The following is a 15,260-nucleotide window of genomic DNA, read 5'->3' on the forward strand; positions in this document are numbered from 1 at the left end:
GGCGACGGTGGTGAGCGGGTCCACCAGGACCGCATCGTGCTCGCCGGAGATCAGGGTCGACGTCATCGGGTCCCAGGCCATCGGTGGCCCGAACGGGCGGGGCCGGTCTCCCACCAGGGGCTTGTCCAGCGCGTCGAAGACGGCGAAGCTGAGCGTCGATGTCATGTCGACCGTTGCTCTCTGTGACCAGGCGCCCCGAGCGTGCGTGCGCGCCGGGAGGGAACGCACCTCATCACGGCAGACGCCGATCGCACGCGATGCCTTCGAGGGGCGTTGCGCTGATCGACGCGAGGTCACCTGCTGTGCCTTTGGCCTCCAGCGCGAGGCGGCCGGGCGGGTGGACCGGGCAGAGTCATGCCGCAACGAGCCCTCGACGACGAGCTTGACGACGGCCCCGGGCGCCGCGTCCCTCGATATCCAGCCCGCTGTCCAGCCTGATGAGGTGGACTTGTGCCCTGGACCTGATCGTGGGGCTGTCATGGCGCAATTCATGAGAACTTGGCGCCGGACTTCCGGGCTGCGGTGACCGTGACCCCCACGAGGAGCATCGTGGCGAGGAGGAGAGTCAAAGCGCCGTGGCCGGCTTCGATGAGCACCACGCCGACAAACGCCCCCAGGAACATGCTCACGACGCCGACGAGGCGACGCCCCACCCTGCTGACTTGTCCGCCGGCAAGCGTGCTGTCGGCGGGGATCCCGGTGATGGTCAGCGTGAGCACAGTCGTGGTGAGGTCGGGCACGGCGAGGGCGCGTGCAGTCGCGTTCTGGAGGCCCATCCCGAACCCGAGCAGCGTGATGGGAACGGTGACGCCAACGTCGCGGTAGGGGGGTGTCTGGGCTGCCGCCAAGGCGAACGCACCAAGGACTAGCGCAGCCTCGACCAGCGTGGCAACGGACGGTTCCTGGGATCGATTTACCACGTCGGTGCGGAACGTGTCACCGCGGCCCTTGCGTGACCGCTTGGCTGACGCCGGTGGTCAACGGAGGCGCCTCGAGGCCGCAATGGCGGTACTCCGGTGCGGGGGCGCCGGCTGGCCGGCGCGCGGGCCCGGGGTTGGTGATGGTGGCAGCGGCGAGGAGACCGGCTGCCACGCACAGCCCGCCGGAGATGAGCACCGCGGTCGTGAAGCCGGCGGCGAGCGTCTCCGGGTCGAGATAGGCCTTACCGGTGATGCCTGCCAGCGTCGGAAGCACGGCGACCGCCAGCAGGCCACCGACCCGCGCGACGTCGTTGTTGATCGCCGATGCGATGCCCGAGTGTTGGGTTGGTGCGGAACTCATGGCGGTGGCGGTGAGCGGCGCGACCGTGATGGCGAGCCCGAGCCCGAGGATGACGATCGCCGGCAGCGTGTAGATCACGTAGGTGGACCCGGCCGTGGTGAACGCGAGCGCGGCTACACCCGCGCCCACCACCACCGGCCCGATGCTCAGCTGGAGGCGCGGCCCGATCCGGGTGGCGACCCTGCCCGAGCGTGCGGACAACGTCAGCATGATTGCGGTCAGCGGTAGCAGCGCCAGCCCGGAGCCGAGCGGTGAGTACCCCGAGACCACCTGCAGCACCAAGGGAAGCAGGAAGGTCGCCCCGGTCAGCGCCGCATACACGATGAAGGTCACGGCGTTGGTGGCCGTGAACTGCCGCTCCCGGAAGATCGAGAGCGGCAGCATCGGCGCCGCCTCGCGGCGCTCGAGGACCAGCAAGGCCGTGAGCCCGCCTATGGCTAGCAGGGTAGCCATGAGCACGGCGGGGGACAGCCAGCCGAGCGTGGGCGCCTCGATGAACGCGTACGTGAGGCCGGACAGGAACACGGCGGCGGCCACGGCGCCGCCGTAGTCGAGCCTGCCCGTCACGCTCGCATCACGGGACTCGGGGACGTGCCGCGCGCCGAGGACGACGACCGCGGCCGCGATCGGGACATTGATGAAGAAGATCCAGCGCCAGGACGCGGCCGTGATCAGGTAGCCCCCGAGCACCGGACCGGCGGCGATCGCCAGCCCTCCCAGGCCCGACCAGGCGCCGATCGCCCGGGCCCGGTCGTCGGGCACGAACGAGGCCTCCAGTATGGCCAGGCTTCCGGGCGTGAGCAGCGCCGCCCCGAACCCTTGGAGGATCCGGGCGGCCACGAGCAGCACGGCGCTCGGGGCGAGCCCGCACGCGACTGAGGCCAGCGCGAACCAGACAACACCGATCAGGTACACCCTTCGCCTGCCGAAGCGGTCCCCGAGTGAGCCGCCGATGAGTAGAAAGCCGGCGAGCGTCAGTGTGTAGCCGTTCGCCACCCATTGCAGAGCGGCGACGCCGGTGTGGAAGTCCCGTCCGATGGTCGGCAGCGCGATGTTGACGACCGTGGCGTCCACCGCGGCGATGCCCGACCCGAGGACGGTGATCGCCAGCACCCACCGCCCCGGAGTGGAGGAGTACGAGAGTGCGGCACTAGCTGCGGTCGTCATGGCGCGCTCGATCAGGGGCAATGCTCGTCTTCGCCCCGGCCACTGGTATCACGGTCGGCTCCGACTCGGCGGAGAACAGGTAGCTGGTCGCGAGGCTGCGGTAGGGGCGCCACTTCTCGGAGATGGCGAGGACCTCCTGTTGGCTCGGACGGTGGTCGAGCCGGTAGGCGACCTGGATGGCTCGGCGCAGCGCAAGGTCGCCCGGAAGAACGACGTCTTCTCGCCCCAGGGCGAGGATCAGGGCTCCCTGCGCGGTCCAGGGACCTATCCCGGGGACGGCGGTCAGTTCGGCCATCAGCTCGTCGTCTGGCAGGCCACTCAAGACGGTGGTGTCGAGCCGCCCGTCCGACAGCCGCTCGGCCAGGTCGCGGAGGGTACTGACCTTTCGCCAGGACAGGCCAGCCTCGCGGAGTGCGCCCGGCTCGGCTGCGAGGAGCTCGGTCGGCGACGGGAGACGGCCGTCGAACAGCGCCTGGATGCGAGCCAGGGTATGGCGCGTCGCCGCGACCGAGAGCTGCTGCCCGGCGACCTGGAACAGCAGGGCGCCGTACAGGTCCATCGCCGGCAAGCGGGCGATCCACGCGCGCGGATCGAAGTCCGGCCGGCCGTCGATGAGCCGCGCCAACACCGGATCGGCACCGCGGAGGTGGCTGCGCGCCTGCCGCAGCCGCTCGGCGCGCCCGGCATCTGCGATCACCGGTCTGGGTCCTTGCCGGGCGGGATCGCGGTCCCTCTTTCATGACCAGGGGCCGGCGGCAGACGTCGACCGGACCTGCTGGCGTTCATCTCATGCGTTCCCCTGTGGGCTGCCGGTACCGGCGTCACGTTCGTGGCGGCGAACCTCGATCAGGTCAAGGCCCAGCGCCTCGACCTGTGCCAGGACGCCATAGAGCGCGGACTGATCCAGGAGGCCGGTCAGCACGGTTTCTGCGCCTAGCTGCCGTGGCTGTATCGCCGGGAAGGCAGCGAGCGTTGCGATGCCGAGGCGGCCCTTGAGGCGGATGGTGTACAGAGCCGGCGCCGCGTCCATGAGGCCATGGTGGCCGGCTGGCAGGTGAGGCCGGTTCATCATGATCTGGTGACCTGGCGCGGTCGCACATGCGTCTCGGGCGACAGCAGGCGCAACTCTCGTGCGCGATCCACGGCCGAGGAGCGATCACGAGCCTGAAGCTTGGCGTAGATGTTGCGCACGTGCGTGTTGACGGTGTTCACCGAGACGGACAGCTCGCGTGCAATCTCGGGCCGGGAGAGGTTCGTCGGAAGGTATCGAAGCACCCTGAGCTCGCTCGGGCTCAGCCGCTCCGTTGGCGGTGCCGCGAACCGGTCTTCGACAGGCAAGGACGACCCGCCCAGAACATCGAGAATGTCGATGACCAGAGCGGCGTGCGCTGTTTCGTGGCGCGGCAGGGTCTCCAGCAGCTGGCGTGAGCCTGTCATCGCGAACGGCAGCACGAGGCGATCGGGTTCGGCGAGGGCCAGCGCACCTTCCGTGGCCTCTTTGGCGGCGCGATGGTCGCCGAGCTCCTCGTGTGCGCGCGCCGCAAGCAAGCGTGCTTCGACGGCCGTGGTGACGTTCGCCGGCGACACGTGCTCGTCGGGCCCGTCAGGCAGCGCGGCGAGCGCTGCGGCGGGGTCGCCTTCCGCGAGCGAGATCGTCGCCCGTGCGTTGCAGATCTCCGCGGTCTGCGCCTGCGAGTGCGGGAGCGTGGCGAGGGTGGCGCGGGCCAGTCCGGGCTTCCCGAGGCGCGCCTGCGTGGCCAGCCGCCAGCCGCTCGCCTGGGTGGCCAAGACGGGCGTGCACGCCAACTGCGATTGCAGCTGTTCGGCAGCGTTGAACTCCTCGAGCGCCTCGCGGAAGCGGCCGCTGCCGGCATGCAGCATCCCGGTAGCCCTGTGAAGCAGCTGCCTGATGCCCGGCCCGGTGTCGGATTGCAGGGCCTGCGTGGTGCGCTGCAACCATCGTTGGCCTTCGTCGAGCTCGCCGGTCCAGATCATCGTTTCGGCGAGCGTGACCAGTGCGGGTGCGACGATCCACTCCGTGCCCCATCCGTGTTGTTCGGCGAGCGCTATGGCCTCCTCGCAGCGACGTCGGGCCTCGCTCACCGAGCGGATCTTTGCCGCGAATCCGAGCTGGGCGAGGCAACCGACCTCGAGGTAGGGCCGGCCCAACCTCCGAGCGAGGGCGGCGCCCTCCTGGAGGTGGCGTTCGCCGTCCGGAGCTCCCAGTGACCAAGCTTCGAGGGTCCCCAGATTCATCAGCGCAACTGCGCGCAGATCGCCGTAGAGCGCGATGTCTTCTTCGGTCCGTGCATCGATCATGGGAGCGAGAACCTCGGCCGCTCGGTCCACCACGTCGGACAGGTGACCCCGGCGCCTCGCCAGTGACAGTCTCAGCGCGACGATGGCGAGTTGGAGGCGGTGCCGGCGACCGTGTGAGGCTGTCTGGATCTGTGATTCGGCAACCGCCAGGTGGGCGGCTGCCTCGTCCAGGCGTCCCTCCACAACCTCGACGGCGGCGCGCGCGAGCGCTAGTTCAGGGAGGTCAGCGTCGGCTCCGTGTAAGGGGAAGGCCGTCAGCAACCTGCGCATGGTCTGCGTCTGTCCGTCGAGCATCAGGCTCAACGAATGATCGGTCAAGAGCCGGGCCGCACCTGACCAGTCGCCCACGGCTTGGGTGTGCCGAATGGCGTCTACGACCCATCCGTGCGCCAGAAACCACGTGGCGGCCCGCCGATGCAGTTCCGGCACTTCCGCGGGCATCGCGCGGCGTAGCTCCAGTCGGAGCAGATCGCCGAACAGGTGGTGGTAGCGGAACCACGTGCGCTCCGGGTCCAGCGACACCACGAACGCGTTCGCGTCTTCGAGAGCCAGGAGGGTCCGCTCCGCTCCGATGCCGCCCGTCAGCTGATCGGCAAGCTCACCGGTGAAGCGTTCGACCAGGGACGTGCACAGAAGGAGACGCTGGACGTCGGCCGGCTGGCGGTCCAGCATTTCCGCGATCAGGTACTCGGCGACCGTTCGATCGCTCCCGGTGAACTCGGCGACGAAGCGTTCCGGATCAGGGTGGCCGGTCAGTGAGATCACCGCCAGCCGCAGCCCGGCGGCCCACCCTTCGGTTCGTTGGTGCAGCAGCGCCACACCAGCATCGGACAGGGCGATATCGGAGGCATCGAGAAGCCGGCGGGATTCTCCTTCGGTGAAACGCAGGTCTGTCGCTCGGATCTCGGCCAGCTCGCCGGCGAGGCGAAGTTGGTGCAGGTGGACCGGGAGGTCGTGGCGCATCGCAAGGATTGCGTGCACGTGTGCGGGCAGCCGCGTCAGCAGGTCCGTCAGCCGGGCGAGAGCTTCCGGGGAGTTCAGCTCGTGCAGATCGTCGACGATCAGCATGGCGGGGTCGCTCCGTGCGGCGAGTTCCGCCAGGACCCTGTCGACCATCGCCTGCCCGTCGAAGTCGGGAGTCGGAGCAGGCGGCTCAGCCGCGTCGCTCACGGTGCCGCGGGCTTCTCGGGCGGCCGTGAGCAGGGCGAGCCAGAAGAGCTGAGCGTCCCGTTGGTCGCGTGGCACCTGAACCATGGCAAGCCGATAGGGCTGCCCGGGGCGGTTCGCCCAGGCGCGGATCAGCGACGTCTTCCCGCTGCCCGCCGGAGCCGAGATGAGCGTGACCTTTCCCGCCGCCGCCGCGTCGAGCGCGGCAAGAAGTGCGGCCCGCTCGATCAGTCTGGGATTCACTTCACCCGCCCCCAGAAGCCTGCGGTGGTCGTGGGGCCGTAGGCCCCTGTCGCCGGCGTCTCTTCCCGGCGCCGTCGCGCCTACCGCCAGTTCGCCCTGCGAGCGGGCACCGACGCCCGGGAGTGGGACATGGCCACGTCTCGCCATAGATGATTCAACGCCACGAGCTCGGGCGTGATGCCGTGTTCGCGGTCAGCGGACGCGCCAACCACGCCGTCGGCCTCGGGAGGATCGTCGCGGGATGCCGCGGCCGGTAACTGGTGCCGACCGCGCTGCGCTCCGCGATGACTCCGCGCCGCTCAGACCGCCGGGGCTCGGCCTTCGGTACGCGGATCACCAAGACAGGGTGACGGCGTTTCACCCGGTCGGGTGCAAGCGTGGTTCATCGGGCCGGGCCACGGCGCCTGCGTCAAGCAAGTCAGGCCAGTGCAGGCTCCGCGGAGCGAAGAGGTGGTACGGGATGTCCTCGGTTGCAGCATCGTCGGCCACCCTCAACCGGCGGGAGGCGTCGGCTGACCGGCGCTGGCTGGTCCTGGCCGGGGTTGCTGTCGCCCAGCTGATGGTGGTGCTGGATGCGACGATCGTGAACATTGCACTGCCGTCCGCCCAGCAGGCGCTGGGCTTCTCCAACAGCGGACGGCAGTGGGTGGTGACCGCGTACGCGCTGTCGTTCGGCAGCCTGCTGCTGGTGGGCGGACGGCTGGGCGACATGTTCAGTCGCAAGTGGGTCTTTATCACCGGCCTGCTCGGATTCGCCGTCGCCTCGGCGATCGGCGGCGCCGCAGGCTCGTTCGCCGTCCTGGTGGCGGCTCGGGCGCTGCAGGGGGCTTTCGGTGCTGTCCTCGCGCCGTCAGCGCTCGGCACCTTGGTGAGCACGTTCCAAGACTCGCGCGAACGGGGGAGGGCCTTCGGTGTCTTCGGTTCGGTCGCGGCCAGCGGCGGCGCCGTCGGTTTGATCCTGGGCGGGGTGCTCACCGAGTACCTCTCGTGGCGCTGGTGCCTGTTCGTCAACCTGGTGTTCGCCGCGATGGCCGTCGCGGGCGCGCTGGCCTACATCCGCGGCGGCCGCCCAGCGAGCCGGCCGCGCATGGACTGGCCCGGCGCCGTGCTGGTCTGCACCGGGTTGTTCGCGGTCGTCCTTGGCTGCTCCCGTGCCGCGACCGTCGGCTGGACGGCTCCGCTGACCCTCGGCTCCTTGGTCGGCGGCGTGCTGCTGCTCGCCGGCTTCGTCGCTGCTGAGCGGCGTGTCCGCCACCCGTTGCTGCCCCTGCGCGTCGTTCTTGACCGCGCCCGCGGCGGCTCCTATGTCGCTGTCGGCATCTCCGGAGTGGCGATCTTCGGCACCTTCTTGTTCCTGACCTTCTACCTGCAGGTGGTCAAAGGAGACGGCCCGCTGACAACCGGGCTGCTGTTCCTGCCGATGACGGGGTGCATCCTGCTCAGCTCCAACCTCTCCAGCATCATGGGCTTCGGACCGCGTGCCCTGATCGCGGCGGGCATGCTGCTCGGCGCCGGCGGCATGGCCGTCCTGACCCAGGTCACCGTCACGTCCAGCTATGTCGGCGCGGTGCTGGCCGCCCTGGTCCTCCTCGGCTTGGGCCTCGGCCTGATCTTCGCCCAGGCGATCAACACCGCCACGGCCGGCGTCGCACCCGAGGACTCCGGCGTGGCCTCTGCCCTGGTCAACACGATGCAACAGGTCGGCGGGTCGATCGGGACGTCGGCGCTGAGCACGATCGCGCTCGGTGCCACGGCCACCTACCTGATCGGGCACCGCACCAGCCCCCTGGCCCCGGCGATCGCGGCCACCCACGGCTACACGGTCGCCTTCGGGGTGTCGTCGGGGCTCTTCGGGCTCGGTTTCGTCCTCGCGATCGTGCTGCTGCCGCCGCGGCGCCGGCTCGCCGACGTCAACGAAGCGCCTGCCGCAACCCCGGATGCAAGCGACCCGCCGCGCGTGCTCGTCCCGGCCGTCCCAGCCGCCCCAGCTGCCGCTCCGGCCCGGCGCCAGCCTTCCGAAGCGATTCCCGTCGCCCTGTGCAGCTGCTCGCCCGTGACCTCCACCGGGCGCATCACGAGGATCCAATGACGCATGCTCACCTGGCCGGCAACCAACCTGAGGTCGTGCACCCGCGCGACCGTCAAGGTCCGTGCCGAATCACGCGGTCCTCACAGTCCCTGGCCGAGGCTGAAAGCCCGCCTCCCACCAGGAGGCGGCAGGTCAAACGCCCGATCGGCGAGAAAGGCCCTTTTCCAGGACCCGTGGCCAACACATGTCCGGTCATCGCGAACGACAGGAGTTCGCCATGAGAGACACGCTCGACTGGAACTCGAGGTCCATCGTGGAGTGTCCGGCGCACGCGTGGGCTTCGGCGCGTCTCGCGACAAGGAGTCGACCGTGAGTGGTGTCCCGGGGATGAGCCGGCCCGACCATGCGACACTTCGGTTTCTGGTGTTCTCCGGCTCGCTGCGAGCCGGTTCGCTCAACAGTTCGTTGGCCCGCCTCGCCGCCAAGGTGATCACGGCGAACGGCGGCGATGTCTATCTGGGGTCGCTGTCCGACTTCGACGCCCCGTCCTACGACGCGGACGTGGAACAAGCCGATGGCTTGCCACCTGGCGCGCAGGCGTTGCGCGAGCGGCTAGAGATGTGCGATGCGTTCGTGATCGCGTCGCCGGAGTACAACGCCTCCGTCCCGGGTGGCCTGAAAAACGTGATCGACTGGGTGTCCCGGTATCGCCCCCAGCCCTTCAACGAACGGCACTGCCTGTTGCTGTCGGCTTCGCCCTCGATGGTCGGCGGGAACCGCGGCTTGTGGGCGCTGCGAGTTCCGCTCGAGCACCTCGGGGCCCGGGTCTACCCCGACATGTTCTCCCTTGCCCAGGCGCACAGTGCTTTCGACGGCGACGGAGGTCTCGGCAACGACCACTTGCGCGTGCGGTTTGAGTCCACGATCGCCGACTTCATGGACCTGGTCGAGGCATCCATCCACTACCCGTGCATCAAGCGTGCCTGGGTGGAGTTCCTCGGCGAGGCTCCCGATCCTGCGATCGATAGAGTCGATCGAGCATGACGCACGCGCGCGGGGCTCCCTGGTGGACGTGATGTCGAGGGGCTCGTTGGTGAAGAGCGCCTCGATCAACTCGCCGAAGTCGAGGGGCAGCGCCAGAGGGCCAACGCCTCTGGACCTTTACCAATGGGCGCTCGACTCCAAGCGCGACGGGATCGCGTGAGAGGACCAATGACATGCGAGACGTGATGGAGTTGCTTCACAGCAACCTGCATGAAGTCTTTGCCGAGCGAGACCCTGAACGCCGACGGGCGGCCATCGAACGAACATATACGGACGACGTGACGTTTATCGACCCAGAAGGAGAATTTGTCGGACGACAGGCGTTGAGCGACCGGGCTCAGGAGCTTCTCGATGGCGCCCCGGCGAACTTCGTGTTCGAGGAGGACGGACACCGGTACGTTGGTACCGACACCGGCGCGCTGGCGTGGCGTTTCGGACCGCCTGGCAACCCGGTAGCCCGTGGGATCGATATCCTCACCATTCGTGACGGGCGCGTGAGCCTGGTGCGCACTTTGCTCCTGCCCGAAGGCGCTGCATGATCCGCCTCCCGGTCGATGCCGCCACGCATCGCTCTGGGCCGCATTCCTGCGGTCGGTCCCAACTCCCGTAAGACGCGGTCGCTGAGGGATGTCACGCCCGAGCTCCCCGCAGGCCAACGCTGCGATCGCCACCAGACGTCCGTGAGTGCTCGCGATGACGGGTCGGGAAGCTCTCGACCCGCGCGCGAGGAGCTCGCCGAGGGCGAGTCCGCGCCCTGGTCGCGTCGGGACGCCGCTTCCCGCATCCTTTCGACTCTTCGGGTGCCCACGCCGCTCTGTTGTTTCCCGGGGTTTCCGGCACGGCGGTCAGCTCGCCTGGCCCGCGTATCGGTGGCTGTGGTCAGCGAGTCCCGGGAATGTGATGATCGGCAGGGGACGCGGCCGGCCTCTCGTCACTTGCGGTAGCTCCCGGAGCGGAACTCGTCGACGAGTCCTGGACGCGACGGCGACCAGCCGAGGTCGGCACGAGCCTTGGCTGCGACGGTGGCCTGATCGAGCAGCAACGCTGCGGCGAGATGGTCGCCCACCCGTGCCCGCGCTTCGTCCCCGGAACCGGGAACCGCTCCCGGGGCGCCGACCGCGACGGCGGCGGCCTCGGTCAGTTCGGCGACGGAGGAGTTCCGCCCATCGCCGATGAGGTAGATGCCGTGGGCCGAGTCGTTTTCCAGCGCGCGCCGGAAGGCATCTGCCAGGTCAGCGACGTGAACCGTGGACCAGTGCTGTTCTCCGGTGCCGAGCATGATCAGACGGTCCGCGTCGTCGCGGGGGGAGCCGAGAAGAAGCCCGGGCACACCACCGCCGCCGTAGCCGTAGGCGACACTCGACACGACAACCACTCCGCGCATGCCGTCCGTACCGAGCAGTCGGCGTTCGATCGGTTCCTTCCAGGCCACCAGCGCAGGCGCGTCGAACGGGGACTCCTCGGTGATCGAGCGATTGTCCCCGTAGGTCCACGTCCCGCTGATGTGGAGGTAGGGCTTGCCGGTGCCGGCGAATGCGCCGATCGCCGCATCAACCACGGCGGCGTCCAGGTCGGCGCTGGTGGCGTCGCCAGGACTCGCCGTGTGGATGGCCCCGTCGGCATTGCTCAGCAGGCTCATGACAGCCGGCCGGTCGTAGAGGTCCACCACGATCGGGCTGGCGCCGCGAGCCTTGACAACGTCTGCCCTGGCGTCATCGCGGACAAGCGCCATCACCTCGTGTCCGTGCTCCTCCAATGCCGCCAAGACGTGGGATCCGATAAACCCCGTGGCACCGGTCAGCGCGATCTTCATGGTCGGACGGCCTCCTATCGCTGGTGTCGGGCCACGCTCGCCGTCCGTGTGGAGCGAGGCGGATACCGAGATTCGTGTTGTCGTCGTCGCTGCGGGGTGGTTTCGGCTCGGCTAATAGTCCGAACGCGGCCGAGCTCGGCCACGTTCTGAGGGCCGAACGTGAAAGCGGAGACCGGGGCGCCGTCGGGCAGGGCGAGCTTGCTGCCGGCGGGTGTGGCGATGGTGAAAGTCACGGCGTCCCCTGGACCATCGAGCATGCGCGGTGACCTGCGCGAGCCCCGCGACGAATGCAGGCTCGGCCCTGGTGGGTGAAGAATCGTCACCGGATCCCGGTGATTTGCGGGCGGACACGGACGGAGGTCGTATGGCCTCACCGGTGACCATGCGCCGCGGCCGACGGCGGTCAGGATGATCTCGTCGAGGGCACACCGTGCGACCTCGACCCCCGTTGCGGCAGGTGGCGACAGGCGGTGCGCGACAGCGGGGATCTCGGAGGTGACCTCGACGACGAATGGCCAGAGCACCGCGGACGTCGACATGTTCTCAGCCTGCGCGCAGCGGCCAACCATTCGGGCGTGCGTGATGCTCGTGCCGGCGCTTATGGCATCGTGCTGAAGGGGAGTCGGGGTGCTTACCTGCACCGGTCGCGTGTGGGTGGGCGAGCGTAGCCTTGGCAGTTGTGGCTTCGACCATCACATTGCTGGTGGTAGCAGGGGCTCGTCTTCCGGAGTAGCACGCAGGGGCCACTGGGGCCATCCGCTGGCACCGGAAGCCGCACGATTCCAACGATTGCGAGCTCTTCGGCCAGACGAATAGTTTCTAGCTGGTCCCTCGGCCGTCACCGGCCGTCGACCCTGTCAGGGGCGCGAATCCGTGGAATCTAGCGGGTCCGCGCATCTTCGCGTCTCGGGGTGCCGTCGACACCTGGAGTCATGAGTGACCCGATAAGCGCATCCAAAGGGGACGCAGGGGGCACGGACGGGAGGCGGACCAGGAGGTAGTTCCCACGATCCAGAGCCCTTCGGGCCAGCCGGTCAGCTGCCTCTTCGTGGCCCCGGTGTCGGTCGAGATCGGTCTCGCGTGGCGGGACGGGGCGGGACTGCTGTGCGACGAACCGCGAGGTGCAGCCGGTGCGTCGGGCAGGGAATTCTTCTCGTCGAACAACCGGTGCACGTGCCGAGCGATCCGCGCCACCCCGTGCTCGTACTTGTTCTTCTTCAGGCCCGTGCTAGTCGCGGCGGGCGCAGCGTCTCGACGATCCGCGCCGCCGCGTCACCGAGTGCCTTCTTCTGCTCCGGCGTGAGGTTGTCGAAGACGTAGCGGCGCACGGCGTCGACGTGCCCCGGAGCCGCCGCGACGACCTTGCGCCACCCGGCCTCGGTGAGCACAGCGAGCGTGTACCGGCCGTCGGTGGGGTCCGGGGTGCGGCGCACCAGGCCGGCCTTCTCCAGGCGCGAGACGACGCGCGACAGGTGCGAGAGCGTCATGTTGGCGACGGCCGCGAGCTCGCTGAGCCGGAGGGTGCGCTCCGGCGCCATCGAGATCTGGGAGAGCGCGTGGTACTCGGGGAGCGTCAGCGCGACGTCCTCCCGAAGCTGGGCGTCCAGGCGCGTGGGCAGCCACACCATCATCGTCCAGACCGAGAGCCACGCCTCGGATTCTTCCGGCAGGAGCCAGCGCACGTCGTCGTCCGTCGTCATGACCGCCAGCCTACCGATGACTTGACACGGAAAGTGACCGCTTCGTACGGTCACTTTCCGCAGCAAGTCATGTGCCTGGCCGGCTCGCACCGCGTCGCGGGTACCTCGTGCACCACAGTTAGGAGCCTTCGTGGCAGTCAACCTCCAGGACAACCTCGTCGCCATTCCGCGCACGGACGTCACCGCCGTTCCGCTGGTTCTGGGCGGCAACACCTTCGGCTGGACCTCCGACCGTGAGGAGTCCTTCGGCGTGCTCGACGCCTTTCGCCAGGCGGGCGGCACCCTGATCGACACGGCCGACGTCTACTCCGCGTGGGCGGAGGGCCACGGCGGGGGTGAGTCCGAGGCGATCCTGGGGGAGTGGATGGCCGCACGCGGCAACCGCGACGACGTCGTCATCGCCACCAAGGTCGGGATGCTCGCACCGTTCGACAAGCAGGACCGCGCCACCGTCACCGCCGCGCTCGACAGCTCCCTGAGCCGCCTGCGGACGGACCGTGTCGACCTCTACTACGCCCACCAGGACGACGAGAACGTCGCGATCGAGGAGCATGCGGAGACCTACGACGCCCTCGTCCGCGCCGGCAAGATCCGGTACGTCGGTATCTCCAACTACTCGCCCGAACGGATGCGCCGCTGGTTCGAGCACGCGGCCGCCGAGGATCTCACGGTGCCGGTGGCGATCCAGCCCCAGTACAACCTCGTCTTCCGGAAGGACTACGAGCAGGGCTACCGCCCGGTCGCCGAGCACTTCGATGCCGCCGTCTTCCCGTACTTCTCGCTGGCGTCGGGCTTCCTGACCGGGAAGTACCGCTCCGTCGCCGACCTGGCGGGCACGGCCCGGGAAGGCTTCGCGCAGGGGTACTTCTCCGAGCAGGGCCTGACGGTGGTGGCCGAGCTGGTTCGCGTGGCCGAGGCGCACGAGGCCGAGCCGGCCACGGTCGCGCTGGCGTGGCTGCTCGCCAAGGGCATCACCGCCCCCATCGCCTCGGCCCGGACCGTCGAGCAGCTCCCGGCCCTCCTGGCCGCAAGGTCGCTGCGGCTGACGGCGGTCGACGTCGCCGCCCTCGACGCGGCCTCGCAGCCCTTCGCCTGAGCGGCTCAATCTCCATCCCGGACCGTCGGCCCCGCCGGGGGCCGACGGTCCGGAAGGCCTCGGCCACCAGGTCGGCGGCGCGCTTCGCCCCACCCTTCGAACGGATCCCTCCATGACCATCATCCCCAGCACGCCAGGACTCGGGCTGACCGAGCTGCCCGCGGACGGCGGCACCGTCCTCGTCGCCGGGGACGCCGGCCTCATCGGCAGCTACGCCGCCCGGGAGTACACCCGGCTGGGGTGGACCGTCCACGGCGTGAGCCACCGGGCCATCGAGGCACCCTGGCAGCACCGCAGCGTCGACCTGCTCGACCCGCAGAGGGCACGGACCGGGCTCGCCGGGCTGGCCGACGTCACCCACCTCGTCTTCGCCGCCTACATCGAGCGGCCGACCGACGCCGAGCTCATCGAGGTGAACGACGCGCTCCTGCGCAACACCCTCGACGCCCTGCAGGCCGCCGGCGCCCCGCTCCGGCACGTCACCCTGTACCAGGGCGGGAAGGCGTACGGCCACCACCTCGGCTATTTCACCACGCCGGCGAAGGAGAGCGACCCCCGCCTCGTCGCGCCGCACTTCTACTACACGCAGGAAGATCTCCTGCGTCAGGCCGCCGCCGAGCGGGGCTTCGCCTTCACGGCGCTGCGCCCCGAGGGCGTGACCGGATACGCCGTCGGCAACCCCATGAACCTCCTGCTGGTCATCGGCGTCTACGCCGCGATCTGCAAGGAGCTCGGCCTGCCGATGCGCTTCCCCGGCACCCGCGCCGCCTACGACGTGCTCTACCAGACCACCGACGCCGAGCTGCTCGCCCGGGCGACCATGTGGGCGGGCTCCGCCGACACCGCCGCGAACCAGGTCTTCAACGTCACCAACGGCGACCAGTTCCGCTGGTCCGGCCTGTGGCCACGGTTCGCCGCACACTTCGGCATGGACTACGCGCCGCCGCAGCCGATGTCGCTCGCCGAGGCGATGCCCACCCGCGCCGACGTGTGGCACCGGCTCGTCGAGCGTCACGGACTGGTGCCCACGCCGTACGAGAACCTCGTCGGCTGGCCGGTCGGGGACTTCCTGTTCCACCACGAGGCGGACAACATCACCTCGACCGTGAAGATCCGTCAGGCGGGATTCGCCGACGCCCTCGACACCGAGACCCGACTGCTCCAGCTCTTCGATCACCTCGTCGAGGGGAAGGTGCTGCCACCGTTCCATGACCACTGAACCGCGATGACAGTGTTCATCTCGCGGCGAGGGGGCGGTCCACCGGTGCGAGGACGTGAAGACCCAGGCTGGGCGCGTCTCCAGTCGGAGACCAGCCGGCTTGGCGGTTGAGGAAGCATCCTTGCTGACGGGGGGAGCCGCAGACAACGGCGCGCCGGTAGTTCAGCGGTTCAGGCGTGGCA

Annotated in this window: 12 protein-coding genes; 5 read left to right on the plus strand and 7 right to left on the minus strand. The window is 69.3% G+C overall.

All coding sequences use genetic code 11. The annotated features are described in order from the left end of the window. Window positions 1-488 precede the first annotated feature (488 nt). The 5 genes from GD880_RS06680 to GD880_RS06700 all read right to left on the minus strand — a co-directional run bounded on the left by GD880_RS06680 (window position 489) and on the right by GD880_RS06700 (window position 6,177). Complete coding sequence (locus GD880_RS06680; RefSeq protein WP_152230860.1) at window positions 489-920, minus strand: DUF1275 family protein; 432 nt, start codon at window positions 918-920, stop codon at window positions 489-491. A gap of 16 nt (window positions 921-936) precedes the next feature. Beyond that, window positions 937-2,394 (minus strand): MFS transporter, encoded by a 1,458-nt coding sequence (locus tag GD880_RS06685; protein ID WP_226909436.1) that lies wholly within the window; start codon window positions 2,392-2,394, stop codon window positions 937-939. 37 nt (window positions 2,395-2,431) lie between these two features. After that, window positions 2,432-3,145, minus strand: a complete 714-nt coding sequence (locus GD880_RS06690; RefSeq protein WP_152230862.1) for a DNA-3-methyladenine glycosylase family protein — start codon at window positions 3,143-3,145, stop codon at window positions 2,432-2,434. A 90-nt stretch (window positions 3,146-3,235) separates the two neighbouring features. After that, window positions 3,236-3,478 (minus strand): hypothetical protein, encoded by a 243-nt coding sequence (locus GD880_RS06695; RefSeq protein ID WP_152230863.1) that lies wholly within the window; start codon window positions 3,476-3,478, stop codon window positions 3,236-3,238. A 38-nt stretch (window positions 3,479-3,516) separates the two neighbouring features. After that, window positions 3,517-6,177, minus strand: coding sequence for a LuxR C-terminal-related transcriptional regulator (locus tag GD880_RS06700; protein WP_226909437.1), 2,661 nt, complete (start codon window positions 6,175-6,177; stop codon window positions 3,517-3,519). A 460-nt stretch (window positions 6,178-6,637) separates the two neighbouring features. On the opposite strand from GD880_RS06700, the gene GD880_RS06705 reads away from it, so the two are divergent. The 3 genes from GD880_RS06705 to GD880_RS06715 all read left to right on the plus strand — a co-directional run bounded on the left by GD880_RS06705 (window position 6,638) and on the right by GD880_RS06715 (window position 9,789). Then, window positions 6,638-8,266 carry an MFS transporter gene (locus GD880_RS06705; protein ID WP_152230865.1) on the plus strand — a complete coding sequence of 543 codons (1,629 nt, stop codon included), beginning with the start codon at window positions 6,638-6,640 and terminating at the stop codon, window positions 8,264-8,266. Between the two features lie 327 nt (window positions 8,267-8,593). Then, on the plus strand, window positions 8,594-9,250 hold the full coding sequence (locus GD880_RS06710; protein WP_152231032.1) for an NADPH-dependent FMN reductase: 657 nt from the start codon (window positions 8,594-8,596) through the stop codon (window positions 9,248-9,250). A gap of 173 nt (window positions 9,251-9,423) precedes the next feature. Further along, window positions 9,424-9,789, plus strand: a complete 366-nt coding sequence (locus GD880_RS06715) for a nuclear transport factor 2 family protein (protein ID WP_152230866.1) — start codon at window positions 9,424-9,426, stop codon at window positions 9,787-9,789. A 392-nt stretch (window positions 9,790-10,181) separates the two neighbouring features. On the opposite strand, the gene GD880_RS06720 is transcribed toward GD880_RS06715, so the two are convergent. Together GD880_RS06720 and GD880_RS06725 are read right to left on the minus strand one after the other, a co-directional pair. Then, complete coding sequence (locus GD880_RS06720; protein WP_152230867.1) at window positions 10,182-11,063, minus strand: NAD-dependent epimerase/dehydratase family protein; 882 nt, start codon at window positions 11,061-11,063, stop codon at window positions 10,182-10,184. Window positions 11,064-12,280: 1,217 nt separating this feature from the next. Further along, on the minus strand, window positions 12,281-12,763 hold the full coding sequence (locus GD880_RS06725) for a MarR family winged helix-turn-helix transcriptional regulator (protein WP_152230868.1): 483 nt from the start codon (window positions 12,761-12,763) through the stop codon (window positions 12,281-12,283). Window positions 12,764-12,893: 130 nt separating this feature from the next. On the opposite strand from GD880_RS06725, the gene GD880_RS06730 reads away from it, so the two are divergent. After that, a complete protein-coding gene (locus tag GD880_RS06730) occupies window positions 12,894-13,859 on the plus strand; it encodes an aldo/keto reductase (RefSeq protein WP_152230869.1) in 966 nt (321 codons plus the stop codon). A gap of 112 nt (window positions 13,860-13,971) precedes the next feature. Beyond that, window positions 13,972-15,078 (plus strand): SDR family oxidoreductase, encoded by a 1,107-nt coding sequence (locus GD880_RS06735; protein WP_152230870.1) that lies wholly within the window; start codon window positions 13,972-13,974, stop codon window positions 15,076-15,078. The last annotated feature ends 182 nt before the right edge of the window (window positions 15,079-15,260 follow it).

The organism is Georgenia ruanii (assembly GCF_009193175.1).
Taxonomy (GTDB): domain Bacteria; phylum Actinomycetota; class Actinomycetes; order Actinomycetales; family Actinomycetaceae; genus Georgenia; species Georgenia ruanii.

Bases quoted from the DNA above. Each gene is read 5' to 3' on its own strand.
- GD880_RS06695 (WP_152230863.1), bottom strand. From the start codon at position 3,478: ATGGACGCGGCGCCGGCTCTGTACACCATCCGCCTCAAGGGCCGCCTC.
- GD880_RS06705 (WP_152230865.1), top strand. From the start codon at position 6,638: ATGTCCTCGGTTGCAGCATCGTCGGCCACCCTCAACCGGCGGGAGGCG.
- GD880_RS06710 (WP_152231032.1), top strand. From the start codon at position 8,594: ATGAGCCGGCCCGACCATGCGACACTTCGGTTTCTGGTGTTCTCCGGC.
- GD880_RS06715 (WP_152230866.1), top strand. From the start codon at position 9,424: ATGCGAGACGTGATGGAGTTGCTTCACAGCAACCTGCATGAAGTCTTT.
- GD880_RS06720 (WP_152230867.1), bottom strand. From the start codon at position 11,063: ATGAAGATCGCGCTGACCGGTGCCACGGGGTTTATCGGATCCCACGTC.
- GD880_RS06725 (WP_152230868.1), bottom strand. From the start codon at position 12,763: ATGACGACGGACGACGACGTGCGCTGGCTCCTGCCGGAAGAATCCGAG.
- GD880_RS06735 (WP_152230870.1), top strand. From the start codon at position 13,972: ATGACCATCATCCCCAGCACGCCAGGACTCGGGCTGACCGAGCTGCCC.